Origin of the sequence: Streptomyces sp. H39-C1, from assembly GCF_027158125.1 — a bacterium.
Taxonomy (GTDB): Bacteria; Actinomycetota; Actinomycetes; order Streptomycetales; family Streptomycetaceae; genus Actinacidiphila; species Actinacidiphila fildesensis.
The window spans coordinates 16,379-42,312 of the sequence record NZ_JAPVLS010000018.1 but is presented as its reverse complement, the minus strand read 5'-3'; the positions used below and the strand labels follow the sequence as shown (position 1 = coordinate 42,312).

25 protein-coding genes are annotated in these 25,934 nt (G+C 72.0%); 20 read left to right on the top strand and 5 right to left on the bottom strand.

Annotation, left to right across the window (positions count from 1 at the left end):
* The coding region (locus O3W51_RS14585; protein WP_269286075.1) for an aldehyde dehydrogenase family protein at positions 1-1,016 on the bottom strand (1,016 nt) is incomplete at its 3' end.
* A 12-nt stretch (positions 1,017-1,028) separates the two neighbouring features.
* Positions 1,029-2,390 (bottom strand): glutamine synthetase family protein, encoded by a 1,362-nt coding sequence (locus O3W51_RS14580; RefSeq protein ID WP_138352624.1) that lies wholly within the window; start codon positions 2,388-2,390, stop codon positions 1,029-1,031.
* 74 nt (positions 2,391-2,464) lie between these two features.
* Between O3W51_RS14580 and O3W51_RS14575 the strand changes: the two genes are divergently transcribed.
* The 4 genes from O3W51_RS14575 to O3W51_RS14560 all read left to right on the top strand — a co-directional run bounded on the left by O3W51_RS14575 (position 2,465) and on the right by O3W51_RS14560 (position 7,003).
* On the top strand, positions 2,465-3,220 hold the full coding sequence (locus O3W51_RS14575; protein ID WP_138352623.1) for a FadR/GntR family transcriptional regulator: 756 nt from the start codon (positions 2,465-2,467) through the stop codon (positions 3,218-3,220).
* A gap of 117 nt (positions 3,221-3,337) precedes the next feature.
* Positions 3,338-4,837, top strand: coding sequence for an ethanolamine permease (gene eat, locus O3W51_RS14570; RefSeq protein ID WP_198357479.1), 1,500 nt, complete (start codon positions 3,338-3,340; stop codon positions 4,835-4,837).
* An 86-nt stretch (positions 4,838-4,923) separates the two neighbouring features.
* Positions 4,924-5,643: a gamma-glutamyl-gamma-aminobutyrate hydrolase family protein gene (locus tag O3W51_RS14565; RefSeq protein WP_138352621.1), complete on the top strand. Its 720-nt coding sequence runs from the start codon at positions 4,924-4,926 to the stop codon at positions 5,641-5,643.
* Between the two features lie 10 nt (positions 5,644-5,653).
* On the top strand, positions 5,654-7,003 hold the full coding sequence (locus O3W51_RS14560; RefSeq protein ID WP_198357478.1) for a replication-associated recombination protein A: 1,350 nt from the start codon (positions 5,654-5,656) through the stop codon (positions 7,001-7,003).
* 34 nt (positions 7,004-7,037) lie between these two features.
* Here the strand turns inward: O3W51_RS14560 and O3W51_RS14555 are convergent, their stop codons facing one another.
* The gene (locus O3W51_RS14555) at positions 7,038-7,337 is read right to left on the bottom strand and encodes a YciI family protein (RefSeq protein WP_138352619.1); all 300 of its coding nucleotides are present in this window, start codon (positions 7,335-7,337) and stop codon (positions 7,038-7,040) included.
* Between the two features lie 10 nt (positions 7,338-7,347).
* A complete protein-coding gene (locus O3W51_RS14550) occupies positions 7,348-8,076 on the bottom strand; it encodes a DUF2470 domain-containing protein (RefSeq protein ID WP_138352723.1) in 729 nt (242 codons plus the stop codon).
* 124 nt (positions 8,077-8,200) lie between these two features.
* Here O3W51_RS14550 and rpsD point away from each other — a divergent pair, with 124 nt between their 5' ends.
* A complete protein-coding gene (rpsD, locus tag O3W51_RS14545; protein WP_138352618.1) occupies positions 8,201-8,812 on the top strand; it encodes a 30S ribosomal protein S4 in 612 nt (203 codons plus the stop codon).
* 22 nt (positions 8,813-8,834) lie between these two features.
* Here rpsD and O3W51_RS14540 read toward each other — a convergent pair whose 3' ends face one another.
* On the bottom strand, positions 8,835-10,985 hold the full coding sequence (locus O3W51_RS14540) for an ATP-binding protein (protein WP_198357476.1): 2,151 nt from the start codon (positions 10,983-10,985) through the stop codon (positions 8,835-8,837).
* 182 nt (positions 10,986-11,167) lie between these two features.
* On the opposite strand from O3W51_RS14540, the gene O3W51_RS14535 reads away from it, so the two are divergent.
* The 15 genes from O3W51_RS14535 (at position 11,168) to O3W51_RS14465 (ending at position 25,900) form a co-directional block, all read left to right on the top strand.
* Complete coding sequence (locus O3W51_RS14535) at positions 11,168-11,602, top strand: DUF948 domain-containing protein (protein WP_138352616.1); 435 nt, start codon at positions 11,168-11,170, stop codon at positions 11,600-11,602.
* A gap of 6 nt (positions 11,603-11,608) precedes the next feature.
* Positions 11,609-11,965, top strand: a complete 357-nt coding sequence (locus O3W51_RS14530; RefSeq protein ID WP_138352615.1) for a DUF6167 family protein — start codon at positions 11,609-11,611, stop codon at positions 11,963-11,965.
* The gene (gene alaS, locus O3W51_RS14525; RefSeq protein ID WP_138352614.1) at positions 11,965-14,634 is read left to right on the top strand and encodes an alanine--tRNA ligase; all 2,670 of its coding nucleotides are present in this window, start codon (positions 11,965-11,967) and stop codon (positions 14,632-14,634) included. The genes O3W51_RS14530 and alaS overlap by 1 nt, the downstream gene beginning before the upstream one ends.
* A gap of 2 nt (positions 14,635-14,636) precedes the next feature.
* Positions 14,637-15,101 carry a Holliday junction resolvase RuvX gene (gene ruvX / locus O3W51_RS14520; protein WP_138352613.1) on the top strand — a complete coding sequence of 155 codons (465 nt, stop codon included), beginning with the start codon at positions 14,637-14,639 and terminating at the stop codon, positions 15,099-15,101.
* Between the two features lie 120 nt (positions 15,102-15,221).
* A complete protein-coding gene (mltG, locus tag O3W51_RS14515; RefSeq protein WP_269286066.1) occupies positions 15,222-17,039 on the top strand; it encodes an endolytic transglycosylase MltG in 1,818 nt (605 codons plus the stop codon).
* A complete protein-coding gene (locus O3W51_RS14510) occupies positions 17,039-17,881 on the top strand; it encodes a shikimate dehydrogenase (RefSeq protein ID WP_138352611.1) in 843 nt (280 codons plus the stop codon). Before mltG ends, O3W51_RS14510 begins: the two co-directional genes overlap by 1 nt.
* Positions 17,882-18,053: 172 nt before the next feature.
* Entirely contained in the window at positions 18,054-19,238 is a 1,185-nt protein-coding gene (gene aroC / locus O3W51_RS14505) for a chorismate synthase (RefSeq protein ID WP_138352610.1), read from the top strand.
* Positions 19,235-19,750 (top strand): shikimate kinase, encoded by a 516-nt coding sequence (locus O3W51_RS14500; protein WP_138352609.1) that lies wholly within the window; start codon positions 19,235-19,237, stop codon positions 19,748-19,750. Before aroC ends, O3W51_RS14500 begins: the two co-directional genes overlap by 4 nt.
* Entirely contained in the window at positions 19,747-20,838 is a 1,092-nt protein-coding gene (aroB, locus tag O3W51_RS14495; RefSeq protein ID WP_138352608.1) for a 3-dehydroquinate synthase, read from the top strand. The genes O3W51_RS14500 and aroB overlap by 4 nt, the downstream gene beginning before the upstream one ends.
* 5 nt (positions 20,839-20,843) lie before the next feature.
* Complete coding sequence (aroQ, locus tag O3W51_RS14490) at positions 20,844-21,284, top strand: type II 3-dehydroquinate dehydratase (RefSeq protein WP_138352722.1); 441 nt, start codon at positions 20,844-20,846, stop codon at positions 21,282-21,284.
* 136 nt (positions 21,285-21,420) lie between these two features.
* Positions 21,421-22,119 (top strand): AAA family ATPase, encoded by a 699-nt coding sequence (locus tag O3W51_RS14485; RefSeq protein ID WP_138352607.1) that lies wholly within the window; start codon positions 21,421-21,423, stop codon positions 22,117-22,119.
* Positions 22,120-22,188: 69 nt separating this feature from the next.
* On the top strand, positions 22,189-23,298 hold the full coding sequence (locus O3W51_RS14480) for an aminopeptidase P family protein (RefSeq protein ID WP_138352606.1): 1,110 nt from the start codon (positions 22,189-22,191) through the stop codon (positions 23,296-23,298).
* A 53-nt stretch (positions 23,299-23,351) separates the two neighbouring features.
* Positions 23,352-23,918 (top strand): elongation factor P, encoded by a 567-nt coding sequence (gene efp / locus O3W51_RS14475; RefSeq protein WP_138352605.1) that lies wholly within the window; start codon positions 23,352-23,354, stop codon positions 23,916-23,918.
* A 1-nt stretch (position 23,919) separates the two neighbouring features.
* Positions 23,920-24,345, top strand: a complete 426-nt coding sequence (gene nusB, locus O3W51_RS14470; protein ID WP_138352604.1) for a transcription antitermination factor NusB — start codon at positions 23,920-23,922, stop codon at positions 24,343-24,345.
* A gap of 94 nt (positions 24,346-24,439) precedes the next feature.
* The gene (locus tag O3W51_RS14465; protein ID WP_138352603.1) at positions 24,440-25,900 is read left to right on the top strand and encodes a pyridoxal phosphate-dependent decarboxylase family protein; all 1,461 of its coding nucleotides are present in this window, start codon (positions 24,440-24,442) and stop codon (positions 25,898-25,900) included.
* The last annotated feature ends 34 nt before the right edge of the window (positions 25,901-25,934 follow it).

Here is a 25,934-nt window from a genome sequence, read left to right as displayed (position 1 = left end):
TTCCAGAAGCGGGGTCCTTCGGGGGCGCTGCCGCGGGCGGCGACCGGCAGGTCGTCCGTGACGAGCGAGCGGACCCGATCCCGCTGGACCGCCGAGATCAGCGGACCCATCTCGGTGGCGGGGTCCGACGGGTCGCCTACCCGGACGGCCTCGACCGCCGGGACCAGCAGCTCCAGGAACCGTTCGTAGACCTCCCGCTGGACCAGGATCCGGGTGCGGGCGCAGCAGTCCTGGCCCGCGTTGTCCAGGAACGCCATCGGGGCCGCCGCCGCGGCCTTCTCCAGGTCCGCGTCGGCGAAGACGATGTTCGGGCTCTTGCCGCCGAGTTCGAGGGTGACCCGCTTCACCTGACGTGCGCACTGCTCCATGATCCGCTTGCCGACGGCGGTGGAGCCGGTGAACACGATCTTCCGCACGTCCGGGTGCTCGACGAGCCGGGTCCCGGTGACCGGGCCCGCGCCGGGCAGTACCTGGAAGAGCCCTTCGGGCAGGCCCGCGGACAGGGCGAGTTCGGCCAGCCGCAGTGCGGTCAGCGGGGTGGTCTCGGCCGGTTTGAGCAGGACGGCGTTGCCCGCCGCGAGCGCCGGGGCGGTGCCCCACGCGGCGATCGGCATCGGGAAGTTCCACGGGGCGATGACGCCGACGACGCCGATCGGCTCGTGGAAGGTGAGGTCGATGCCGCCGGCGACCGGGATCTGCCGGCCGCTGAGCCGTTCCACGCCGCCGGCGGCGTAGTCGAGCAGATCACGGACGTTCCCGGCCTCCCAGCGGGCGTTGCCGAGGGTGTGGCCGGCCTCGCGGACCTCCAGCGCGGCGAGCTCCTCGGCGTGCGCGTCGACCTCGGCGGCGAACCGGCGCAGGCCGCGCGCCCGGTCGGCCGGGGCCAGCGCCGCCCAGCCCTGCTGGGCCTTGGCCGCCGCGGCGACGGCGGTGTCCACGCCCTCCGGGGTGGTCGCCGCGACCGTGGCGACGACCTCCTCGGTGGCGGGGTTGAGTACCTGGTGGTGCTCGGTCACGGGGCTGCTTCCTTACATCCGCTCGAAGGAGCGGAACCGCTCCCAGTCCGTGATGGCGGTGTCGAACGCTTCCTGCTCGATCCGCGCCATGTTGCTGTAGTGGTCGACGACGTCCTGGCCGAAGGCCTCCCGCGCGATCGGGCTGGCCGCCCACAGTCCGGCGGCCTCCCGCAGGGTGCCGGGCACCTGCGCGTAGTCGGCGGTGTAGGCGTTGCCCGTGCAGGCCTCCGGCAGTTCGAGCTTGTGCTCGATGCCGTACAGACCCGCCGCGACCATGCCCGCCACGGCCAGGTACGGGTTGACGTCGCCGCCCGGGACGCGGTTCTCCAGGCGCAGCGAGGCGCCGTGCCCGACGACGCGCAGCGCGCAGGTGCGGTTGTCGACGCCCCAGGCGACCGCGGTGGGGGCGAAGGAGCCCGGCCGGAAACGCTTGTAGGAGTTGATGTTGGGCGCGTACAACAGGGAGAAGTCGCGCAGGGCGGCGAGCTGCCCGGCCAGGAAGTGCCGCATGAGGGGCGACATCTCGCCGTCCTCGCCCGCCATGACAGGGCGTCCCGCCTCGTCCCGCAAGGAGAGGTGGATATGACAGGAGTTGCCCTCGCGCTCGTTGAACTTCGCCATGAAGGTGAGCGAGGCGCCCTCCTGGGCGGCGATCTCCTTGGCCCCGGTCTTGTAGACGGTGTGCTGGTCGCAGGTGACGAGCGCCTCGTCGTAGCGGAAGACGATCTCGTGCTGGCCGAGATTGCACTCGCCCTTGGCGGACTCCGGGGTCAGGCCCGCCCCGGCCATCTCGTTGCGGATCCGGCGCAGCAGCGGCTCGACGCGGGAGGTGGCGAGCACCGAGTAGTCGGCGTTGTACTGGTTGGCGGGGGTCAGGCCGCGGTAGCCGCCGTCCCATGCCTGCTCGTAGGTGTCGCGGAAGACCATGAACTCCAGCTCGGTGCCGGCATGGGCGGTCCAGCCCTGGTCCGCGAGCCGGCCCAGCTGGTGGCGCAGGATCTGCCGGGGCGCGGCGACCACCGGCTTGCCGTCGTTCCAGGCGAGGTCGGCGATGAGCAGCGCCGTTCCGTCCTGCCAGGGGACGTGGCGCAGGGTGCTGATGTCGGGGTGCATGGCGAAGTCGCCGTAGCCGCGTTCCCAGGAGGACATCGCGTAGCCGTCGACGGTGTTGAGGTCGACGTCCACCGCGAGCAGGTAGTTGCAGCCCTCGGTACCGTGGGCCAGCACCTCGTCGAGGAAGAACGGTGCGGCGAATCGTTTGCCCTGCAGCCGCCCCTGCATATCGGCGAAGCCGAGGATGACGGTGTGGATCTTCCCCGCTGCCACCAGGGCGCGCAGGGCGTCGACGGACAGGGGGGGTGTGCGATCTGCCACGAGGGAGGTCCTCTCGGATCGGGCGGAAGCACTAAGGTATGGGTTGGAACCATTGATTGGGAAGGGGCCCGCGCATGAGTGAGCAGCAAATCTCCGCGGATCCGCTCGCCTCGGTGCTACGGCCGGTCCGCGGCGGCAATGGTTTCGAGGAGGCGCTGGAGCAGGTGCTCCAGGTCGTCCGGCTCGGTCTGGTGCCCGACGGCGAGCGGCTGCCCGCCGAGCGCGAACTGGCCGAACGGCTGCGGATCAGCCGCGTCACCCTGCGCGAGGTACTGAAGGTCCTGCACGAGCAGGGGCTGGTCGAGACCCGCCGCGGCCGGCACGGCGGCACCTTCGTCCGCAACCGCCCGCCGTCCCACGGCGCGGGCCGGGCGGACGCGGAGAACGAACTGCGGCGCAGGGCGGCCGGACTGGGCACCGGCGGCCTGGACGACGTGCTGCGCTTCCGCGAGGTCCTGGAGGTCGGGGCGGCCGGTCTCTGCGCCCGCACCGAACTGACCGGGGAGCAGACGGACCTGCTGCGCCGCCGGCTGCGCGAGACGGGCGACGCGCCCACCGCAGACTACCGGCGCGCCGACACCCTGCTGCACCTGGCCATCGCCGAGCTCTGCGGCTCCCCTTCGCTGGTCACGCAGTACGCCGCGGTGCGCGCCCAGGTCAACGAACTCCTGGACTGCATCCCCATCCTGGTACGCAACCTCGAACACTCGCAGGGCCAGCACACCGCGCTGGTCGAGGCCATTCTCGACGGCGAGGAGGAGGCCGCGGCGGCGGTGATGCGCGAGCACGCCGAGGGCACCGCGGCCCTGCTGCGCGGCTTCCTCGCCTGACCCCGCCGTGGCCGGCGAACCGGCCGGCCGGTCCCTGCCGGGGGCTTGCGCATCTCCGCGACAGCCGTAAAGGTATGCGTTCAAACCTTTACCCCTCGTCCCGTACGGGAGTGACGCATGCCCCAGCCCGGCGATTCACCGTTCCCAACAGGCAGCACGGCAGGCAGCACGGCGACGGCGACCCCGCCCGGCGCCCCGCCCGGCGGCGACGACTACCTGGAGCGCCGCACCCTGCGCCGCGGCACCGCGGGCTGGCTGCTGCTCACCGGACTCGGCGTCGCCTACGTCGTCTCGGGCGACTACTCCGGCTGGAACTTCGGCCTGCGCGAGGGCGGTTTCGGCGGACTGGCCATCGCCACCGCCCTGATGGGCCTGATGTACACCTGCCTGGTCTTCTCGCTCGCCGAGATGTCCTCGGTGCTGCCCACGGCCGGCGGCGGCTACGGCTTCGCCCGCCGCGCCCTCGGACCCTGGGGCGGCTTCCTCACCGGTACCGCCATCCTCATCGAGTACGTGCTCGCGCCCGCCGCCATCGCCACGTTCATCGGTGCCTACGTCGAGTCCCTCAACCTCTTCGGGCTCACCTCCGGCTGGCCGGTCTTCCTCGCCTGCTTCGTGATCTTCATCGGCGTGCATCTGTGGGGCGTCGGCGAGGCGCTGCGGTTCAGCTTCGTCGTCACCGCCGTCGCCGTCCTCGCGCTGGTGGTCTTCGCCGTCGGAGCCCTCGGCTCCTTCGACGCGAGCCGGCTCAACGACATCAAGGTGACCGACGCGGTCGGCGCCGGATCCTGGCTGCCCTTCGGCCTGATGGGGATCTGGGCCGCGTTCCCCTTCGGAATGTGGTTCTTCCTGGGCGTCGAAGGCGTTCCGCTCGCCGCCGAGGAGACCAAGGACCCGGTGAAGAGCCTGCCCAGGGCCATGGCGCTCTCCATCGGCATCCTCGTGGTGCTCGCCGTCATCACCCTGCTTCCGACGGTCGGAGCGGGCGGCGCCGACGCGCTCAAGGAGTCCGGGAACCCGCTGGTCGAAGCGCTGCAGACGGCCAACGGCGGGAAGTCCTCCGCACTGAGCCAGATCGTCAACTACGCGGGTCTCGCCGGTCTGGTCGCCTCGTTCTTCTCGCTCATCTACGCCGGATCGCGGCAGCTGTTCGCCCTGTCCCGGGCCGGCTATCTGCCCCGCTTCCTCTCCCTGACCAGCAAGCGCAAGGCCCCGTACCTGGGGCTGGTGGTCCCCGGCACCATCGGCTTCGTCCTGGCGGCGGCCAACGCCGACGACGGGTCCAAGGTCCTGAACATGGCGGTCTTCGGCGCGGCGGTCAGCTACGTCCTCATGGCGCTGTCGCACATCGTGCTGCGGCTGCGCGAGCCCGCCCTGCACCGGCCCTACCGCACCCCCGGCGGCATCGTCACCTCCGCCGTCGCCTTCGTGCTCGCCGTCGCGGCCGTGGTCGCCACGTTCCTGGTCGACATCGACGCGGCCCTCACCGCGCTCGCCGTCTACGCCGTGGCCATCGCCTACTTCGCCCTCTACAGCCGCAAGCGGCTGGTCGCCTCCGCCCCCGAGGAGGAGTTCGCGGCACTGGCCGCCGCCGAGGCCGAGCTGGCACGGGACTGACGGCCGCCGCGCGACACCCGCGCGGCTCCGGACGCCCGGCAGCCGTCCGCGCCACAATCGACCCCGTCATCCAGGAGGATCAGTTCATGCCCGAGCAGCCGCTGGTCGGCGTCACGACCTATCTCGACACCGCCAGGTGGGGCGTCTGGGAGACCAGCGCCGTACTCCTGCCGGAGGTCTACCCCCGCATGGTCCGCGCCGCGGGCGGCATCGCCGCGCTGCTGCCGCCGGACGATCCCGACGTCGCGGCCGCGGCGGTCGCCAGGATGGACGCCGTCATCGTCGCCGGCGGCCCCGACGTCGAACCCTCGCTCTACGGGGAACCGCGCCATCCGCGCACCGGGCCGCAGGCGCGCGAGCGCGACCGGTGGGAACTGGCGGTGCTGCGGGCCGCGATCGACTCCGGCACACCCGTCCTGGCCGTGTGCCGCGGGATGCAGCTGCTGAACGTGCTGTGCGGCGGGACGCTCGTCCAGCACCTCCCGGAGCAGGTCGGCCACGACGGGCACGCCGTCACGCCGGGGGTCTTCGGCGACCACGTCGTGACACCGGTGCCGGGCACCCTGCTGGCCCGGATCACCCCGGCCCCGGAGAAGGTGCCGACCTACCACCACCAGGCCGTCGGCTCGCTCGGCGCCGGTCTGACGGTGAGCGCGTACGCCGAGGACGGCACCGTGGAGGCGGTCGAGCTGCCCGGGCCCGGCTTCGCGCTGGGCGTGCAGTGGCACCCCGAGATGGGCTCCGACCCGCGGCTGGTGCGGGCGCTGCTGGCCGCGGCAGGAGGCGCTGTCACACCCGTGCCATAGGCTCGGACGAATGGAGCCCGACCTGTTCACCGCAGCTGCCGAGGAACGCCAGGAGAGGGAGCCGGGCAACAGCCCGCTCGCCGTGCGGATGCGTCCGCGCGTCCTGGACGAGGTGGTCGGCCAGCAGCATCTGCTCAAGCAGGGAGCACCGCTGCGCCGGCTCGTCGGCGAGGGCAGCGGCGGCCCGGCGGGGCCGTCCTCGGTGATCCTGTGGGGCCCGCCCGGCACCGGCAAGACGACGCTCGCGTACGTGGTCAGCAAGGCCACCAACAAGCGCTTCGTCGAGCTCTCGGCGATCACCGCGGGCGTCAAGGAGGTCCGCGCGGTCATCGAGAGCGCCAAGCGGCAGTCCGGCGGCTACGACCGGGAGACGGTGCTCTTCCTGGACGAGATCCACCGCTTCAGCAAGGCGCAGCAGGACTCGCTGCTGCCGGCCGTCGAGAACCGCTGGGTCACCCTGATCGCGGCCACCACCGAGAACCCGTACTTCTCGATCATCTCCCCGCTGCTGTCCCGCTCGCTGCTGCTCACCCTGGAGCCGCTCACCGACGAGGACCTGAGCGGAGTGCTGCGCCGGGCGCTGACCCACGAGCGCGGTCTCGGCGGCGCCGTCACTCTCCCCGCCGACTCCGAGGCCCATCTGCTGCGCATCGCGGGCGGGGACGCACGGCGGGCCCTGACCGCCCTGGAGGCGGGCGCCGGCGCGGCCATCGCCAAGGGCGAAGCGGAGATCACCCTCAGCACGCTGGAGGAGTCCGTCGACCGGGCCGCGGTGAAGTACGACCGGGACGGCGACCAGCACTACGACGTGGCGAGCGCCCTGATCAAGTCCATCCGGGGCTCGGACGTGGACGCCACGCTGCACTATCTGGCGCGCATGATCGAGGCGGGGGAGGACCCCCGCTTCATCGCCCGCCGGCTGATGATCTCGGCGAGCGAGGACGTCGGCATGGCCGACCCCATCGCGCTGCAGACCGCGGTCGCCGCCGCGCAGGCCGTCGCGATGATCGGCTTCCCCGAGGCGCGCATCATCCTGTCGCAGGCCGCGATCGCGCTCGCCCTGGCGCCGAAGTCCAACGCGGCGTACATGGCGATCGACGCGGCGCTCGCCGATGTGCGCAAGGGCCTGGCGGGGCCGGTGCCGCCGCATCTGCGCGACGGGCACTACAAGGGCGCGGCCAAGCTCGGCCACGCGCAGGGCTACCAGTACCCGCACGATCTGCCCGGCGCCATCGCCGCCCAGCAGTACGCCCCCGACGAGATCCACGGCCGCCGCTACTACGAGCCCACCCGCTACGGTGCGGAGGCCCGGTACGCCGACATCCTCGACCGCGTCCGGGAACGCCTGTCGGGGGAGTGACCCCGCCGGCAGGGCGAAGTGGCCGGGCCCGTGATCAGACCGGCAGTTCCTGGCGGTACTCCGCCATCGCCGGCACCGTCTTCGTGGCCAGGAACTCGGTGATCCGGTAGGCGCAGACCCCCGCGGTGACGAACGGGTCGCCGGAGACGATCTCCTCGATCGCCGCCCGGTCCCGGGCCACCGCGAGGATCACCCCGCCCTCGCGCGGCTCCTTGCGGCCCGAGGCCAGGAAAGCCCCGGCCGCGTACTGCAGGTCCAGCCAGCCGACGTGATCGGCGAGGACGGCGTCGACCTGCTCCACGGGGGCGGTGTACGTGATGTCGAGTACGAACATGAAGGTCAGGCTACGCCCCGTGAAGATCGTCCGCGGAGGCGCGGGCCGCGTCGAAGAGGGTGTGCATCGCGTGGTGCAACTCCTCGTGGCCGCGCACCGGTTCGGGGAAGTCGAAGCGCGCGTCGAAGCTGCCGTCGGGGTCGGTGAAGCGGACCCGCAGCCCGAAGCGGTCCAGCGCCACCGGCACCGCCGTCCGGGTGCCGGCGCACTCGGGGCCCCGTCCGCCGTAGCCGCCGACGAGCCCGCACAGCCACCCCACCTGGTCCTCGTGCGCGGCGGCCAGGTGCTGGAGCAGCTCGGACTCGTGGGCCGCCAGCGGGTCGGCGGTGGCGTCGGCGAACTCGTCGGGTTCCACCTGCTCCGCGCCCCACAGGTCGTCCACGGACGCCTCGCCGACCTCCAGCCGGAGCAGCGCGGTGCCGGGCACGACCGGTTCGTCGCGCACCGGCGTCAGCCAGCCCGCGATCCAGGCCCGCCCGCGGATCCGGTACGGCACCGAGACCGGTGCGACGTCCGTGATCTCCAGCACAGCGGTCAGCTCGTCGGCCTCGGCGTGGGTGGCGGCCCGCACGGCCGGGGAATCCACCGGGAACAGCAGGAACACGTCGCCCTCGGGGCCGACGCTGCGCATCTCGGGGACCATCTGACCGGGCAGTACGGGGTCCAGCCCGGGAATGACCAGGACAGCCGACGGGTTACCCTCGACTAGAGTTCGCGCGCGTTCGGCTGCCGATGGCATCCGGAGCGCATCGTCCACGTCGGGGCGCGGCTGACCGTGCGCAGGCATGGGGTTCCCGGGTCGAATCATGCGATCTCCTCAGCTAAGGTAAGCCTTACCTAATTTACATGGAGGATCGTTCCACGTGAACCAGTCGCGTCCCAAGGTCAAGAAGTCGCGTGCGCTCGGCATCGCGCTGACCCCGAAGGCAGTCAAGTACTTCGAGGCCCGCCCCTACCCGCCCGGCGAGCACGGTCGCGGTCGCAAGCAGAACAGCGACTACAAGACCCGTCTGCTCGAGAAGCAGCGTCTGCGTGCCCAGTACGACATCAGCGAAACGCAGATGCGCCGTGCCTACGACCGCGCTCGGAAGGTCGACCTCAAGACAGGCGAAGCGCTGATCATCGAGCTGGAGCGCCGTCTGGACGCGCTCGTCCTGCGGGCCGGTCTGGCCCGCACCATCTACCAGTCCCGGCAGATGGTCGTGCACGGTCACATCGAGGTCAACGGCCGCAAGGTCGACAAGCCCTCCTTCCGCGTGCGCCCCGACGACGTCGTCATGGTCCGCGAGCGCAGCCGCGAGAAGACCCCGTTCCAGGTCGCCCGTGAGGGTGGCTGGGCCGGCGAGGGCGAGACGCCGAAGTACCTGCAGGTCAACCTGCAGGCCCTGGCCTTCCGCCTGGACCGCGACCCGAACCGTCGCGAGATCCCGGTGATCTGCGACGAGCAGCTCGTCGTCGAGTACTACGCCCGCTGATCCAGCGAGAGCCCCCGTACTCTCAGCCCGCCGTCTCCCCGCCGCCCACGGCAGGGGAGGCGGCGGGTTCGTGCGTACGGGGGCCGGCCACCCGCGCCACCGTGCCGAGCCGCTCAGGCGGCTGCTCCGCCGGCAGCTCGCGCAGCGCCCGTGCCACCGCCGCGTCCAGGCCGAACCGCGCGCCCTCAGCCAGCCCCGCCTCATAGGCGGCATCGCCCAGGGCGGTCCTGGCCCGCTTCTCGCACAGCTCGTGCGGCGCGTTGAAGAACTGCGAGCCGAACAGCCGCAGGCCCACCGAGCGCCAGAGCCGGCCGGCCGCGCCCTGCAGCACCGCCGCCTCGTACGGCGCGCCCTCGCCCTCGGTGATCAGCGCCAGCAGCTCGATGGCGAGCACCGCGCCGACCAGGTCGTGGAAGGCGTGGTCGATGACCAGGCACTCCTCGACCAGTTCCCGGGCGGTGGCCGGGTCCCCGCCGAGCCAGGCCGCGTACCCCAGTACATAGAGCGCGTAGGCCAGCGCCCAGCGCTCACCGTGGTCGCGGCAGATGTCGCGGACCTCCTCGCTCAGCGCCACCGCCCGCTCCAGATCGCCCCGGAAGGCGACCGCCATCGCCAGCTCGACCTGCGCCATCAGCACATTGCTGTTGAGCTCGCCGATCTCGCGGTAGGCGTCCAGCGCCGCCCCGATCAGCTCCTCGGCCCTGACCATGTCGTCCGACAGCAGCGCGAGGCATCCCAGCCGGTGCACCGCGTACGCCGAGGCCGGCGCGTTGCCCGTCAGCGCGGCCTCGTCGCGGCACTCCTGCAGCACGCCGAGCGCGCACACCGGATCGCCCTGCAGCACGGCCACATACCCGTACACCCACATCGCCTTGGCCCGCGCCTCGGCGTGCGAGGTCTCCAGCTCCAGCGCTCTGGCCAGCCAGAGCCGGCCCTCGGACAGCCGGCCGCAGCCCACCCAGTAGAACCAGAGGGTGGCCGCGAGGTACTGGCCCACGTGCGGATCCTCGGCGCCGCTGAGGCTGAACTCCAGCGCCAGCCGCAGATTGGGCAGATCCGTCTCGACCCGGGCGGCGACCTCGGCCTGCCGGGGGCTGAACCAGTCCAGCTCGCACCAGGTGGCCAGCCCGAGGTACCAGTCGCGGTGCCGGCGCTGCATGCGCTCCGTGTCGTCCAGCGCCTCCAGCCAGCCGGCGCCGTACTCGCGGACGGTCTCCAGCATCCGGTATCCGACGCCCGCCTCGCAGGCCACCACCGACTGCGCCACCAGCTGGGCGACCGTCTCCATGACGTCCTCGGCGGGCAGATCGGGACTGGAGCACACGTACTCCGCGGCCTCCAGGTCGAACAGTCCGGCGAAGACCGAGAGCCGGGCCCACAGCAGCCGCTGGGCGGGCGTGCACAGTTCGTGGCTCCAGCCGATCGCGGTCCGCAGTGTGTGATGCCGGGTCGGCGCGCTGGGGTCGCCGCCCGTCAGCAGCCGGAAACGGTCGTCGAGGCGCTGCAGCACCTGGCCCACCGAGAGCGCCCGCAGCCGGCCCGCCGCCAGTTCCAGCGCCAGCGGAATGCCGTCCAGCCGCCGGCACAGCTCCACCGTGGCCTCCTGGTCGGCCGCGGTGACCGTGAAGCCCGGCAGCACGGCGGCCGCCCGGTCGGCGAACAGCCGGACGGCGTCACCGTCCGCGGCCGCCGCGGGCAGCGGCGCCAGCGGGACGGTGTGCTCGCCGGTGATGCCCAGCGGCCGGCGCGCGGCGGCCAGCACCCGCAGCCCGGGCGCCCGGCGCAGCAGTTCCGCGACGAGTTCCGCGCACTCCCGCACCACATGCTCGAAACCGTCCAGCACCAGCAGCAGTTCACGTTCGGCCAGTTCCTCGGCGAGCACGGTCCGCGGCGGCCGTCCGGTGTGGTCGGCCAGCTTCAGCGCCTCGGCCAGGCTGTGTTCCAGCAGCTCCGCGTTGTACAGGGCGGACAGCTCCACGAGCCACACCCCGTCGGGGAACCTGCCGGCCACCTGCCGTGCCGTCCGCACCGCCAGCCGGGTCTTGCCGACGCCGCCGACCCCGGTGATGGTGACCAGCCGCGCCTGCTCCAGCAAACCGGCGAGGGCCGAGAGTTCGGCGGCCCGCCCGACGAAGCTGTTCAGCTCGGCGGGGAGGTTTCCCGCAGTGTCCATGGTCTACGGAGAGTACGGGGTGGTAAGCGGAACGTACAATCACGCCACCTCCGGGGGCCCGGGGCACTACCCTGCGACGCTGCCGCCGCGCCGGGAATGCGGTACGAACGCCGAGGCCGGGCGCGATAGGGTCGGTAGCTGATTGTTGTTGTGAAGTGGTGACGGTGAGGGAGCGCAGCAACGTGTCCGGTGGAGAGGTGGCCGGCCTGATCGTGGCCGTCTTCTGGGCGATCCTGGTGTCGTTCCTGGCGGTGGCGCTCGTCCGGCTGTCCCAGACGCTCAGGAAGACCACCGAACTGGTCGCGAACGTCACCGAACAGGCCGTTCCGCTGCTCGGCGAGGCGACCTCGGCGCTCCGCTCCGCGCACACCCAGCTGGACCGGGTCGACACGATCACCGCGGACGTCGCCGAGGTGACCGCCAACGCCTCCGCGCTCTCCTCGACGGTGGCCTCCACCTTCGGCGGGCCGCTGGTGAAGGTCGCCGCCTTCGGCTACGGGGTGCGGCGCGCGGTCGGCCTGCAGGCCAAGGGCGCGGGGAAGACCCGCACCGTCGTGGTCGGCAAGGCGCTGCCGGCCGCCCGGCGCGGCAGCCGACGCAACCGTTCGAAGGGCTGACACACCATGTTCCGCCGCCTGTTCTGGTTCTTCACCGGCGCCGCCGCGGGCGTCTGGGCCACCACCAAGGTCAACCGCGCGGTGCGCAGGCTCTCCCCGGACAGCCTCGCCGCGACGGCGGCCGACAAGGCGCTCGAAACCGGCGCCCGCCTGCGGCTCTTCGCCCAGGACGTGCGCGCCGGGATGACCGAGCGCGAGATCGAACTCAAGGACGCGCTGGGCCTGGAGGCCGCCGAGGGAGACCTCCCCGGGCAGCGCCGGGCCGAACTCGACGCACCGCAGCCGCTCCCGCAGCAGTCACACCCCCAGAAGTCCTACAAGCAGTCGCACAAGCAGTCGTACAACCGGAAGGACAATCACTGATGGAGTCGGCAGAAATCCGCCGCCGCTGGCTGCGCTTCTTCGAGGAGCGCGGGCACACGGTCGTGCCCTCGGCGTCCCTCATCGCCGACGACCCGACGCTGCTGCTGGTCCCGGCGGGCATGGTCCCGTTCAAGCCGTACTTCCTCGGCGAGGTCAAGCCGCCCTTCGAGCGCGCCACCAGCGTGCAGAAGTGCGTGCGGACGCCCGACATCGAAGAGGTCGGCAAGACCACCCGGCACGGCACGTTCTTCCAGATGTGCGGCAACTTCTCCTTCGGCGACTACTTCAAGGAAGGCGCCATCACGTACGCCTGGGAGCTGCTCACCAGCTCCGTGGCGGACGGCGGCTACGGCCTGGAGCCCGAGAAGCTCTGGGTCACCGTGTACCTGGACGACGACGAGGCCGAGCGCATCTGGCGCGAGGTCGTGGGCGTCCCCGCCGAGCGGATCCAGCGCCTGGGCAAGGCCGACAACTACTGGTCCATGGGCGTCCCCGGACCGTGCGGACCCTGCTCCGAGATCAACTACGACCGGGGCCCGGCGTTCGGCGAGGAGGGCGGCCCGGCCGTCAACGACGAGCGCTACGTGGAGATCTGGAACCTGGTCTTCATGCAGTACGAGCGCGGCCCCGGCCAGGGCAAGGACGACTTCGAGATCCTCGGCGAGCTGCCGTCGAAGAACATCGACACCGGCCTCGGCCTCGAACGCCTCGCGATGATCCTGCAGGGCGTGCAGAACATGTACGAGACCGACACCCTGCGCGTGGTGATGGACACGGCCACCGAACTCACCGGTGTCCGGTACGGCGCCGACCACGGCACCGACGTCTCGCTGCGCGTCGTCGCCGACCACATGCGCACCTCCGTGATGCTCATCGGCGACGGGGTCACCCCCGGCAACGAGGGCCGCGGCTACGTGCTGCGCCGCATCATGCGCCGCGCCATCCGCAACATGCGGCTGATGGGCGCCACCGGGCCGGTCGTCGGCGAGCTCGTGGACACCGTCATCAAGACGATGGGCGAGCAGTACCCGGAGCTGGTCACCGACCGCAAGCGCATCGAGACCGTCGCCCTCTCCGAGGAGGTCGCCTTCCTCAAGGCGATCAGCGGCGGCACCAACATCCTGGACTCCGCCGTCAGCGAGACCAAGGCCGCCGGCGGCACCGTCCTCTCCGGCGACAAGGCGTTCCTGCTGCACGACACGTGGGGCTTCCCGATCGACCTCACCCTCGAAATGGCCTCCGAGCAGGGCCTGTCGGTGGACGAGGAGGGCTTCCGCCGGCTCATGAAGGAGCAGCGGGACCGCGCCAAGGCCGACGCCCGCGGCAAGAAGCAGGGCCACGCCGACCTCTCGGCCTACCGCGAGGTCGCCGACCGCTCCGGCACCACCGAGTTCACCGGCTACAGCTCCAACCAGAACGAGGCCACCGTCGTCGGACTGCTCGTCGACGGTGTCCCGTCGCCGGCCGCCCACGAGGGCGACGAGGTCGAGATCGTCCTGGACCGCACCCCGTTCTACGCCGAGGGCGGCGGCCAGCTCGCCGACACCGGCCGGATCAGGATCGACACCGGCGCGATCATCGAGATCCGCGACGTGCAGCAGCCGGTGGCCGGCGTCAGCGTGCACAAGGGCGTCGTCCAGGTCGGCGAGGTCACCCTCGGCGCCGGCGCGCTCGCCCAGATCGACCTGGTGCGCCGCCGGGCCATCGCCCGCGCGCACAGCGCGACGCACCTCACGCACCAGGCGCTGCGGGACGCGCTCGGCCCCACCGCCGCCCAGGCCGGTTCCGAGAACTCCCCGGGGCGCTTCCGCTTCGACTTCGGCTCGCCCGCCGCCGTACCCGGCACGGTGCTCACCGACGTCGAACAGAAGATCAACGAGGTGCTCGCCCGGGAGCTCGACGTGACCGCCGAGGTCATGAGCATGGAAGAGGCCAAGAAGCAGGGCGCCATCGCCGAGTTCGGCGAGAAGTACGGCGACCGGGTCCGCGTGGTCACCATCGGCGACTTCTCCAAGGAGCTGTGCGGCGGTACGCACGTCGGCAACACCGCCCAGCTCGGGCTGGTCAAGCTGCTCGGTGAGTCGTCCATCGGCTCCGGAGTGCGCCGGGTCGAGGCGCTGGTCGGGGTGGACGCGTACAAGTTCCTGGCCCGTGAGCACACGGTCGTCGCGCAGCTCACCGAGCTGGTGAAGGGCCGTCCCGAGGAGCTGCCCGACAAGATCTCGGGCATGCTCGCCAAGCTCAAGGACGCGGAGAAGGAGATCGAGCGGTTCCGCGCCGACAAGGTCCTGCAGGCAGCGGCCGGACTGGCGCAGGGCGCCCAGGACATCAAGGGCGTGGCCCTGGTCACCGGCACCGTGCCGGAGGGCACCGGCGCCGACGACCTGCGCAAGCTCGTCCTGGACGTGCGGCAGCGCATCGGGGGCGGCCGGGCCGCCGTCGTCGCGCTGTTCACCGTGGCCAACGGCCGCCCGCTCACCGTCATCGCCACCAACGAGGCCGCTCGCGAGCGCGGTATCAAGGCCGGTGAACTCGTCAGGTCCGCCGCCAAGACCCTCGGTGGTGGCGGCGGCGGCAAGGACGACGTCGCGCAGGGCGGCGGCCAGAACCCGGCCGCCGTGGACGAGGCCGTCGCCGCGGTCCAGCGCCTGGTCGAAGAGAAGGCCTGACGGTGCGCAGAGGCAGGCGTATCGCCGTCGATGTCGGGGATGCCCGGATCGGGGTCGCCTCGTGCGACCCCGACGGGGTCCTCGCGACACCGGTCGAGACGGTTCCGGGGCGGGACGTCCCGGCGGCGCTGCGCCGCCTCGCGGCGATCATCGAGGAGTACGAGCCGATCGAGGTCGTCCTGGGGCTGCCGCGCTCGCTGAGCGGGAACGAGGGTCCCGCGGCGGTCAAGGTCCGGGCGTTCGCGCAGGATGTGGCAAAAATCATCGCGCCCGTCCCGGTGCGGCTGGTGGACGAGCGGATGACCACGGTCACCGCCACCCAGGGCCTGCGGGCATCGGGCGTCAAGGCCAAGAAGGGCCGTGCGGTGGTCGATCAGGCAGCCGCGATCGTCATCCTGCAGAGCGCCCTCGAGACCGAACGGGTGTCGGGGAAACCAGCGGGGGAGAGCGTCGAAGTGGTCATCTGATCGCGGTACGGTAACGTTCCGCGCGACACGGCGGCGCCACTTGGCGCCGCCCGTTTCGCAAGGGGCGGCCAGTTCCGAGGATGCGATCGCCCCGCGTACCGACGCGTACCAAGGGGATCGATGACTGACTATGGCCGGGGCTCCGGCTCCGAACCGTGGCATCCCGAGGACCCGCTCTTCGGTGACCAGGGGTACCAGCAGCAGCCGCGCCAGCCGCAGCCGCAGGACGACTGGGACCCCTACGCCACCGGGCAGCAGCCGCAGTACCCGTACAACGGTCAGCAGGCTCCCCAGCAGCAGTACCCCCCGCAGCAGCAATACCCCCAGAACCAGCAGCAGAACCCCCAACAGCAGCAATACCCGCAGAATCCGCAACAGCAGCAGTACCCCCAGCAGGAGCAGTACCCGCAGCAGGGGTACCCCCAGCAGCAGCAACAGCAGTACCCGCAGCAGCAGCAGCAGCAACAGCACCTCCAGCAGGGCCAGCAACAGGGCCAGCAGCAGCAGCAGCAACAGCACCTCCAGCAGGGCCAGCAACAGGGCCAGCAGCAGTACAACGACTGGGACACCTCCGGGGGTTCGTCCGCCCCGTACGGTGCCAACCCCGGCGATCCCTACGGCGGCCAGCCGCCGGCCGATCCCTACGGCTCCCAGCAGCCCGACTTCTACGGCCAGGGCGGCTACCCGCCCCCGCAGCAGCCGCAGCACCGGCAGCCGCCGGAGCAGCAGCCCCAGCAGCCGATGCGGTCCGCCCCTGACAACACCGGCGACTGGGAGGCCGAGTCCGAGCCCGAGACGCACGCCTTCTTCGCCGACGGCACGGACGAGGAAGAGCCGGACGACGACACCCCGGCCGGCCGCGGCGGCCGCAAGCGCGGCGGCAAGGGCGGCAAGAAAGAGGGCAAGAAGCGCCGCAGCGGCTGCGCCTGCCTGGTCGTCCTGCTGGTCCTCGGCGGCGGCGTCGGCGGTGCCGGCTACTTCGGCTACCAGTTCTACGAGAGCCACTTCGGCGCGGCACCCGACTTCTCGGGCGAGGGCACCGGAGACGTGCAGGTCACGATCCCCAAGGGCTCGACGCTCACGGACATGGGCAACATTCTCAAGACCGCCGGCGTGGTCAAGAGCGTCGACGCCTTCACCGCGGCGGCCGGCAAGAATCCCAAGGGCAAGAGCATCCAGGCCGGCATTTTCCTCCTCCACAAGGAGATGTCGGCCGCGGCGGCGGTCACGATGATGACCGACCCGACCAAGCAGAGCGCCATCATCATTCCCGAGGGGCTGCGGGCCACCGAGATCTACGCCGCCATCGACAAGCGGCTGAGCATCAAGGCGGGCACCACACAGGCCGCCGCCAAGGGCGCCGACCTGGGCCTGCCCGCCTGGGCGCAGGGCAATGTCGAGGGCTTCCTCTTCCCGTCGAGGTACAGCGTCGGCAAGGCCACCAAGCCGCTCGACCTGCTCAAGCAGATGGTCGCGCAGGCCCAGAGCGAGTACAAAAAGGACAACATCGAGGAAGAGGCGAAGAAGGTCCACAAGACGCCGCTGCAGATCGTCACCATCGCCAGCCTCATCCAGGCCGAGGCGCAGGAGGACGAGGAGTTCGGCAAGGTCTCGCGGGTCATCTACAACCGCCTCGACAAGGACATGGCGCTGGGCTTCGACTCGACGATCAACTACGCCATGGGCCGCTCCACGCTGAACACGTCCACCAAGGACACCAAGTTCCCGTCGCCGTACAACACCTACCTCCACAAGGGCCTGCCGCCCGGTCCGATCGGCAACCCGGGACACCAGGCGATCGACGCGGCGCTGCACCCGACGACGGGCAACTGGCTGTACTTCGTCACGGTCAAGAAGGGCGACACGCGCTTCACCGACAGCTACACGGAGCACCAGAAGAACGTCCAGGAGTTCAACAAGAACAAGGGCACCGGCTGATGAGTGCACCACGCCGGGCCGGAGTCCTCGGCTCGCCGATCTCCCACTCGCTCTCACCGGTGCTGCACCGGGCCGCGTACGCCGAGCTCGGTCTCACCGGCTGGCGCTACGACCCCTTCGAGGTGGGTGAGGCGGCGCTGCCCGGCTTCCTGGCCGGGGTCCGGGACGGCACGGGGGAGCCGGGCAGCTGGGCCGGGCTGTCGCTGACGATGCCGCTCAAGCGCGCGGTCATCCCGCTGCTGGACGAGGTCAGCGCCACCGCGGCCTCCGTCGAGGCCGTCAACACCGTGGTCTTCACCGCGGACGGCCGGCTGACCGGCGACAACACCGACATCCCGGGAATCGCCGCCGCGCTGCGCGAACACGGTGTGACGAGCGTGGAGTCCGCGGTGGTGCTCGGCGCCGGGGCGACCGCCTCGTCCGCGCTGGCCGCGCTCGCCCGGATCTGCGCCGGCGAGGTCACCGTGTACGTGCGCAGCGCCGCGCGCGCCGCCGAGATGCGCGAGTGGGGCGAACGGCTGGGCGTGCGGGTGCGCACCGAGGACTGGGGCGACGCGGCGAAGGCGTTCGAGGCACCGCTGGTGATCGCCACCACCCCGGCGGGCGCCACCGACGGCCTCGCCGAGTTCGTGCCGGAGCGGCCGGGCGCGCTCTTCGACGTGCTGTACCACCCGTGGCCGACCGCCCTCGCGGCCGCCTGGACGGCCCGCGGCGGCGAGGTCGTCGGCGGCCTCGACCTCCTGGTGCACCAGGCCGTGCTCCAGGTCGAGCGGATGACCGGCCGGACTCCCGCACCGCTCGCGGCGATGCGCGCCGCCGGCGAGGCGGCACTGGGTGTCTGACACCGGCGGCGTCCACCCGTTCTGAGCCCGCCGCGCCGCCACGTCCACAACCTGGACCGGAGGCGGGACGTCCGCCCCGGCCGTGGGAGGATCGGTGGTGGCGGGCCAGGGCCGCGCACCCGGCCGTGCCGTTGAATTTCGGACGTTCGAGGCGCGAGCAAGAGGAGCACCGTTGAGCAGGTTGCGCTGGCTGACCGCGGGGGAGTCGCACGGCCCCGCACTCGTCGCGACGCTGGAGGGGCTGCCCTCCGGCGTACCCGTCACCACGGCGATGGTGGCGGACGCGCTGGCGCGCCGGCGGCTGGGTTATGGCCGCGGTGCCCGGATGAAGTTCGAGCAGGACGAGGTCACCTTCCTCGGCGGCGTACGGCACGGCCTGACCATGGGCAGCCCGGTCGCGATCATGGTCGGCAACACCGAGTGGCCCAAGTGGGAACAGGTCATGGCGGCCGACCCCGTCGACCCGGAGATCCTGGCCGGTCTGGGGCGCAACGCGCCGCTGACCCGCCCGCGCCCCGGCCACGCGGACCTCGCCGGTATGCAGAAGTACGCGCTGGACGAGGCCCGGCCGATCCTGGAGCGCGCCAGCGCCCGGGAGACCGCCGCCCGCGTCGCGCTGGGCGCCGTCGCCCGCTCCTACCTCAAGGAGACGACGGGCATCGAGATCGTCAGCCATGTCGTCGAACTGGCCGCGGCCAAGGCCCCGTACGGGGTCGTGCCGGTGCCCGCCGACGAGGCCCGCCTCGACGCCGACCCGGTGCGCTGCCTGGACTCCGACGCGAGCGACGCGATGGTCGCCGAGATCGACCAGGCCCACAAGGACGGCGACACCCTGGGCGGAGTCGTCGAGGTGCTGGCGTACGGCGTTCCCGTCGGACTCGGCAGCCACGTCCACTGGGACCGCCGGCTCGACGCGCGGCTGGCCGCCGCCCTGATGGGCATCCAGGCGATCAAGGGCGTCGAGGTCGGCGACGGCTTCGGGCTGGCCCGGGTGCCGGGTTCGCAGGCGCACGACGAGATCGTGCCCAGCCCCGAGGGCATCCGCCGCTCCACCGGCCGCTCCGGCGGCACCGAGGGCGGGATGAGCACCGGTGAGCTGCTGCGGGTCCGGGCGGCGATGAAGCCGATCGCGACGGTGCCGCGCGCCCTGGCCACCGTCGACGTCACCACCGGTGAGGTCGCCGCGGCCCATCACCAGCGCTCGGACGTCTGCGCGGTGCCGGCCGCCGGGATCGTCGCGGAGGCCATGGTCGCGCTGGTGCTCGCCGACGCGGTCGCGGAGAAGTTCGGCGGCGACTCGGTGGGCGAGACCCGGCGCAACGTCCAGGGGTACCTCGAGAACCTGGCGATCCGTTGACCGGGCCGCTGGTCGTCCTCGTCGGCCCGCCCGGTGCGGGCAAGACCACCGTCGGCATGCTGCTCGCGGCCCGGCTCGGCACCACCTACCGGGACACCGACGCGGATGTCGCGCAGACGGCGGGCAAGTCCATCCCGGAGATCTTCATCAACGACGGTGAGGACCACTTCCGGCAGCTCGAACTGGCCGCGGTCACCGACGCCCTCGCCGAGCACACCGGCGTACTGGCGCTCGGCGGCGGAGCGATCATGTCGCCGGTCGCCCGCAGCCTGCTGCGCGGCCGCCCGGTGGTCTTCCTGGACGTCGGAGTCAACGACGCCGTCAAGCGGGTCGGGCTGGACGCCCCACGCCCGCTGCTCGCCGTCGCCCCGCGCCAGCAGTGGCGCGAGCTGATGGAGAAGCGCCGTCCGCTGTACACCGAGGTCGCCCGCGCGGTCGTCTCCACCGACGACCGCACCCCCGAGGACGCTGCCGAAGCGGTCCTCGACGCACTGGAGTTGAAGGACGCATGAGCGAGAACCCCACCCGTATCGCGATCGCCGGCACCGCGGGTACGGAACCCTACGAGGTGCTGGTCGGACGCCAGCTGCTGGCCGAGCTGCCCGCCCTCATCGGGCCGGCCGCCAAGCGGGTCGCGGTCCTGCACCCGGAGGCGCTCGCCGCCACCGGCGAGGCGCTGCGCGCTGACCTCGCCGAGCAGGGCTTCGAGGCCATCGCGATCCAGCTGCCGAACGCCGAGGAGGCCAAGACCGTCGAGGTCGCCGCCTACTGCTGGAAGGCGCTGGGCCAGACCGGCTTCACCCGCACCGACGTGATCGTCGGCGTCGGCGGCGGAGCCACCACGGACATCGCCGGCTTCGTGGCGGCGACCTGGCTGCGCGGAGTGCGCTGGATCGCCGTCCCCACCACCGTGCTGGGCATGGTGGACGCGGCGGTCGGCGGGAAGACCGGCATCAACACCGCCGAGGGCAAGAACCTGGTCGGGGCGTTCCACCCGCCGACCGGGGTGCTGTGCGACCTCGCGGCGCTGGACTCGCTGCCGCCCAACGACTACATCAGCGGCCTCGCCGAGATCATCAAGGCCGGCTTCATCGCCGACCCGGTGATCCTGGACCTGATCGAGGCCGACCCGGCCGGGGCCCGTACGCCGCAGGGCGAGCACACCGCCGAGCTGATCGTGCGCTCCATCCAGGTCAAGGCCGACGTGGTCTCCGCCGACCTCAAGGAGAGCGGCCCGCGCGAGATCCTGAACTACGGCCACACCCTGGCGCACGCCATCGAGAAGAACGAGCGCTACAACTGGCGGCACGGCGCCGCGGTCTCCATCGGCATGGTCTTCGCCGCCGAGCTGGGCCGGCTGGCCGGCCGGCTGGACGACGCGACCGCCGACCGGCACCGCACCGTCCTGGAGTCGGTGGGGCTGCCGCTGACCTACCGCGGGGACCAGTGGCCGAAGCTGCTGGACACCATGCGCGTCGACAAGAAGTCCCGCGGTGACCTGCTGCGCTTCATCGTGCTGGACGGGCTGGCCAAGCCCACCGTCCTGGAGGGCCCGGACCCGGCGGTCCTGGTGGCCGCCTACGCGGAGGTCTCCAAGTGACCGGGGTGAGCGGCCGCGTCCTGGTGCTGAACGGGCCGAACCTCGGCCGGCTCGGCTCCCGCGAGCCCGACGTGTACGGCGCCACCTCGTACGCCGGGCTCGTCGAGGCCTGCACCACCCTCGGCAAGGAGCTCGGCTTCGACGTCGAGGTCCGCGAGACCAACGACGAGGGCGAGCTGATCCGCTGGCTGCACGAGGCGGCCGACGGCCGGATCCCGGTCGTCATCAACCCCGGCGCGTTCACCCACTACTCGTACGGGATCCGGGACGCGGCGGCCCAGCGCACCGCTCCGCTCATCGAGGTGCACATCTCGAACCCGTACACCCGTGAGGAATTCCGCCACACCTCGGTCATCGCGGCCGTCTCCACCGGTACCGTCGCCGGCTTCGGCATCGGCTCCTACCGGCTGGCGCTGCGCGCCCTGGCGGAGGAGATCACCGGCTGACATCGCCGTCCGGGCACCTGTGCCGCTCCCCGGCCGTTCACACAAGAGCCTCCGGGGACGGTACGGTTCGGTTCGAACGGCCTGTTCCCGGCCGTCACGGAAGCAGAACCTCCGGCACGAGATGGAGTGGGACGGGATGCAGCACGCTGTGGGGGCACCGCAGCCCGGCCGGCCGGGACCTCAGCCGGCCCCCAGCACCACCGGCCACTTCCCCCTGCCTGCCGCCGGCCCGGTCCAGCTGCCCGCCGCTTCCGGCGGCTCGCCGCCGGGCGGCGGCCCGGGGCCCGTGGCGGTCCTGCTGATCGGCGCGGCCGGGGCCGGCAAGACCACCATCGCCCGGCACTGGGCGGACAACCGCGGCGTACCGACCGCCCACATCAGCCTCGACGACGTCCGCGAGTGGGTCCGCTCCGGTTTCGCGGACCCGCAGGCCGGCTGGAACGAGCACTCCGAGGCCCAGTACCGGCTGGCCCGCCGCACCTGCGGCTTCTCGGCCCGGAACTTCCTGGCCAACGGCATATCGTGCATCATCGACGACGCGGTCTTCCCGGACCGGCCGGTCGTCGGCCTCGGTGGCTGGAAGCGGCACGTCGGCCCCGGCCTGCTGCCGGTCGTCCTGCTCCCGGGCCTGGACGTGGTGTTGGCCCGCAACGCCGCGCGCAACGGGAACCGGCGGCTGTCCGACGAGGAGGTCGCCCGGATCCACGGCCGGATGGCCGGCTGGTACGGATCAGGACTGCCGATCATCGACAATTCGCAGCTCGACGTGGTCGCGGCGGCCGCGGCCCTGGACCGGGTCGTGGCCCGCAGCGTCCAGGGCCCGCCCGTCTGGTAGCCCGGCGGGCCGTCCCCGGTCGGACGCGCTCGGGCGGCCCCCCGGACGGCCCGCACGTACGCTCGCGACATGTCCGACGTGCACGCAGCCCGCAGAGAGCGCCTGCGCGACCGATGCGCGGCGTCCGGAGCGGCGGCGGCGCTGGTCTCCCGCCCCGCGAACGTCCGCTATCTGACCGGCTGCGCGCCGGCCGGCGCGGTCCTGCTGATCGGCCCCGGCGACCAGGACGCGCTGGTCCGCAGCCGCCCCGCGGTCGGGGACCTGTCCGAGGCGCAGCCGCCGGAGGACGTACGGACCGTGGTCCTGGCCCGGTCGGACGGCGATCCGGTGGTGGCCGCCGCCGGACTGGTCCTCGACCGGCGGGGCGACACGCTGGCCGTCGAGGAACACCACCTCACGGTCAGCCGGCACCGGGCGATCGGCTCGGTCGCGCCAGGCCTGCGGCTGACCGACCTCCGCGGGGCCGTGGAACAGCTGCGGGTGGTCAAGGACGAGCAGGAGATCGCCTCGATCCGGATCGCCGCCGAACTCGCCGACCAGGCGCTCGGCGAGCTGCTGGAGTCGATCCTGGTCGGCAGGACCGAGCGGCACCTCGCGCTGGAACTGGAGCGCCGGCTGGTCGACCACGGCGCGGACGGTCCGGCCTTCCCCACCTGTGTGGGCACCGGGCCGCACTCGGGGGCCGCGCGGCACGTCCCCACCGACCGGCGCGTCGAGGAGGGCGACTTCCTCACCGTCCGGCTCGGCGCCTGCTACCGCGGATACCGCTGCGAGGTCGGCCGCACCTTCGTCGTGGGGACTTCTCCCGCCGACTGGCAGATCGAGCTGTACGAGCTGGTCTTCGCCGCCCAGCGGGCCGGCCGGGAGGCGCTCGCACCCGGTGTGGCCTGCCGTGATGTGGACCACGCGGCACGCTCCGTACTGGCCGCCGCGGGCTACGGGGAGGCCCTCGGAGAGGTGACGGGACACGGCGTGGGACTCGAAATCGACGAGGACCCTCGGCTGTCACCTGCGGCCATGGGTAAACTGGACGCTTGCGTGCCGGTCACCGTCGAACCGGGGGTCCACCTTCCGGGCCGCGGCGGTGTCCGCATCGACGACACACTCGTCGTACGTCCACCGACGGACGGCGGGCCCGAGCTACTCACCATTACGACCAAGGAACTGCTCGCCCTGTAAAAGGGCGCGCCCCCTCGGTCTCCGAAGCTGCACTTTCAGGAGATTCCGCAACCGTGGCATCCACGAACGACCTCAAGAACGGCCTCGTGCTCAAGCTCGACGGCGGCCAGCTCTGGACCGTTGTCGAGTTCCAGCACGTCAAGCCCGGCAAGGGCCCCGCCTTCGTCCGCACGAAGCTCAAGCACGTGCTGTCCGGCAAGGTCGTCGACAAGACCTTCAACGCCGGCATCAAGGTCGAGACGGCCAACGTCGACAAGCGCGGTATGCAGTTCTCCTACAAGGACGGCACCGACTTCGTCTTCATGGACACCGACACCTTCGACCAGGTGTACATCACCCCCGAGGTCGTCGGCGACGCCGCCAACTACCTCCTCGAAGGCTTCGAGGCCGTCGTGGCGATGTACGAGGGCGCTCCGCTCTACATCGAGCTCCCGGCCTCCGTCGAGCTGGTCATCGAGTACACCGAGCCGGGTGTCCAGGGCGACCGGTCCACCGGTGGCTCCAAGCCGGCCCGGCTCGAGACCGGCTACGAGATCGGCGTTCCGCTCTTCATCACCACCGGTGAGAAGATCAAGGTCGACACCCGTTCGGGTGACTATCTCGGCCGGGTGAACAGCTAACGTGGCTGCTCGGAACAAGGCCCGCAAGCGTGCCTTCCAGATCCTCTTCGAAGCGGATCAGCGGGGTGTCGACCCGAAGACCGCCATGGCGGACTGGATCCGGCTCGCCCGGACCGACGACCGGCAGCCGCCGGTCACCGAGTACACCATGCAGCTGGTCGAGGGGTACGCCGCCAACGCGCCCCGCATCGACGAGCTGCTCGCGACCTACTCGGTGGGCTGGACGCTGGACCGGATGCCGGTCGTCGACCGGAACGTCCTGCGGCTCGGCACCTATGAGTTGATCTGGGAGGACGAGACCCCGGACGCGGTCGTGCTGGACGAGGCGGTCCAGCTCGCCAAGGAGTTCTCCACCGATGAGTCGCCCGCCTTCGTCAACGGGCTGCTGGCCCGTCTGAAGGACCTCAAGCCGACTCTCCGGCGATAGCGTCACCCGCACCGACCAGGCCCGGAGCAGAAGCTGAACAATCTTCTGCTTTGGGCCTGGTGCGTTTCCCGGACGGTGGCCTAGTTTCGCTGGCATGTCCGATCAGGAGACCGATCAGGAGATCATCGACCGGCTGACGGCGCTGCGGTCCCAGGACCTGCCGGTGCGCGGCGGCCGCACCATGGCGTACGTCTACGACTCCGGGCTGGACGGTCTCGACGACCTCGCGGAGCGCGCCCAGGCGGCCTTCGCCGGGGTCAACGGCCTGGACATGACGGCCTTTCCCAGCGTGGTGGCCCTGGAGAACGACATCGTCGGCCGGGCCGCCGGACTGCTCGGCGGGGACGACCGGACAGCCGGCACCTTCACCAGCGGCGGTACCGAGAGCTGTCTGCTCGCCGTGCTGACCGCCCGGAACCACGCCCGCCGCACCCGGGGCGTCACCGCCCCGGAACTCGTGCTGCCCGCCACCGCCCACGCGGCCTTCCGCAAGGCCGCCGCGCTCTTCGGCCTGACCGTCGTCACGGTCCCGGTGGACCCGGTGACGTTCCGGGCCCGCCCGGAGGCCATGGCGGCCGCCACCACCGACCGGACGGCCCTGGTGGTGGCCTCGGCACCGTCCTACGCCCACGGGGTGATCGATCCGGTCACCGAGATCGCCGCCGCGGCGGCCGGGCGCGGGGTGCTGTGCCATGTCGACGCCTGCATCGGCGGCTGGTACCTGGCGCACCTGCCCAGGACGCTGCCCCGGCCGCCCGCGTTCGACCTGGCGGTGCCGGGCGTCACGTCGCTCTCGGTGGACCTGCACAAGTACGCGTACACCCCCAAGGGCGCCTCGGTGCTGCTCCTCCGGGACGCCGAGCTGCGCCGGCACGGCTGGTTCGCGGACGCCTCATGGCCCGGCTACCCGGTGGTCAACGCGACGCTCCAGGGCACCAAGTCCGCCGGGCCGCTGGCCGCCGCCTGGGCGGTCCTGCGGCGGATCGGCCCCTCGGCCTACGCCGAGCTCTCCGGGCGCGTGCACGAGGCGGTACAGGCCCTCGTCGGGGGCATCGGCCGAATCGACGGGCTGCGGGTGCTGGGCAGCCCGCAGGCGTCGCTGGTCGCCGTGGCCTCCGACGACCCGGGGCTCGACCCCTTCGTCGTCGCCGACGAGATGCGGCTGCGCGGGTGGTTCCTGCAGCCGCAGCCCGCCTTCGGCGGCTCCCCGCCCAATCTGCATCTGACCGTCACGGCCGCGGTGGCGTCCCCCGGGCGGATCGCCCTGCTGCTGGAGGAGCTCGGCGGCGCCGTACGGCGGGCCCGTGACCTCGGCCCGGCCACCGTCGACGAAGGGCTCGCCGGGCTCGCCGCCCAGCTCGATCCCGACACGCTCGGCCCCGAGGAGGTCGCTCTGGCCCTCCAGCTCGCCGGCATTTCCGACGACGGGGCGCTCCCGGAGCGGATGGCCCCGGTGCTGGCGGTCCTGCAGGAACTGCCGCCCCGGCTGACCGAACGGCTGCTGCCGGAAGTCATCGGCCGGCTCTACCGGGCGCGGACTGGGCCGTACGAGTGACGGAGACCGCCGCGGGCCCCTTCCGGGCTCCGGG

Excerpts from the sequence above, each read along its gene's own strand:
- eat (WP_198357479.1), top strand. The coding sequence starts at position 3,338 with ATGCCCCAGCCCGGCGATTCACCGTTCCCAACAGGCAGCACGGCAGGC.
- O3W51_RS14575 (WP_138352623.1), top strand. The coding sequence starts at position 2,465 with ATGAGTGAGCAGCAAATCTCCGCGGATCCGCTCGCCTCGGTGCTACGG.
- O3W51_RS14480 (WP_138352606.1), top strand. The coding sequence starts at position 22,189 with ATGTCCGACGTGCACGCAGCCCGCAGAGAGCGCCTGCGCGACCGATGC.
- O3W51_RS14565 (WP_138352621.1), top strand. The coding sequence starts at position 4,924 with ATGCCCGAGCAGCCGCTGGTCGGCGTCACGACCTATCTCGACACCGCC.
- alaS (WP_138352614.1), top strand. The coding sequence starts at position 11,965 with ATGGAGTCGGCAGAAATCCGCCGCCGCTGGCTGCGCTTCTTCGAGGAG.
- O3W51_RS14550 (WP_138352723.1), bottom strand. The coding sequence starts at position 8,076 with ATGCCATCGGCAGCCGAACGCGCGCGAACTCTAGTCGAGGGTAACCCG.
- O3W51_RS14485 (WP_138352607.1), top strand. The coding sequence starts at position 21,421 with ATGCAGCACGCTGTGGGGGCACCGCAGCCCGGCCGGCCGGGACCTCAG.
- mltG (WP_269286066.1), top strand. The coding sequence starts at position 15,222 with ATGACTGACTATGGCCGGGGCTCCGGCTCCGAACCGTGGCATCCCGAG.
- O3W51_RS14555 (WP_138352619.1), bottom strand. The coding sequence starts at position 7,337 with ATGTTCGTACTCGACATCACGTACACCGCCCCCGTGGAGCAGGTCGAC.
- O3W51_RS14560 (WP_198357478.1), top strand. The coding sequence starts at position 5,654 with ATGGAGCCCGACCTGTTCACCGCAGCTGCCGAGGAACGCCAGGAGAGG.
- O3W51_RS14540 (WP_198357476.1), bottom strand. The coding sequence starts at position 10,985 with ATGGACACTGCGGGAAACCTCCCCGCCGAGCTGAACAGCTTCGTCGGG.
- O3W51_RS14510 (WP_138352611.1), top strand. The coding sequence starts at position 17,039 with ATGAGTGCACCACGCCGGGCCGGAGTCCTCGGCTCGCCGATCTCCCAC.
- O3W51_RS14465 (WP_138352603.1), top strand. The coding sequence starts at position 24,440 with ATGTCCGATCAGGAGACCGATCAGGAGATCATCGACCGGCTGACGGCG.
- aroB (WP_138352608.1), top strand. The coding sequence starts at position 19,747 with ATGAGCGAGAACCCCACCCGTATCGCGATCGCCGGCACCGCGGGTACG.
- O3W51_RS14530 (WP_138352615.1), top strand. The coding sequence starts at position 11,609 with ATGTTCCGCCGCCTGTTCTGGTTCTTCACCGGCGCCGCCGCGGGCGTC.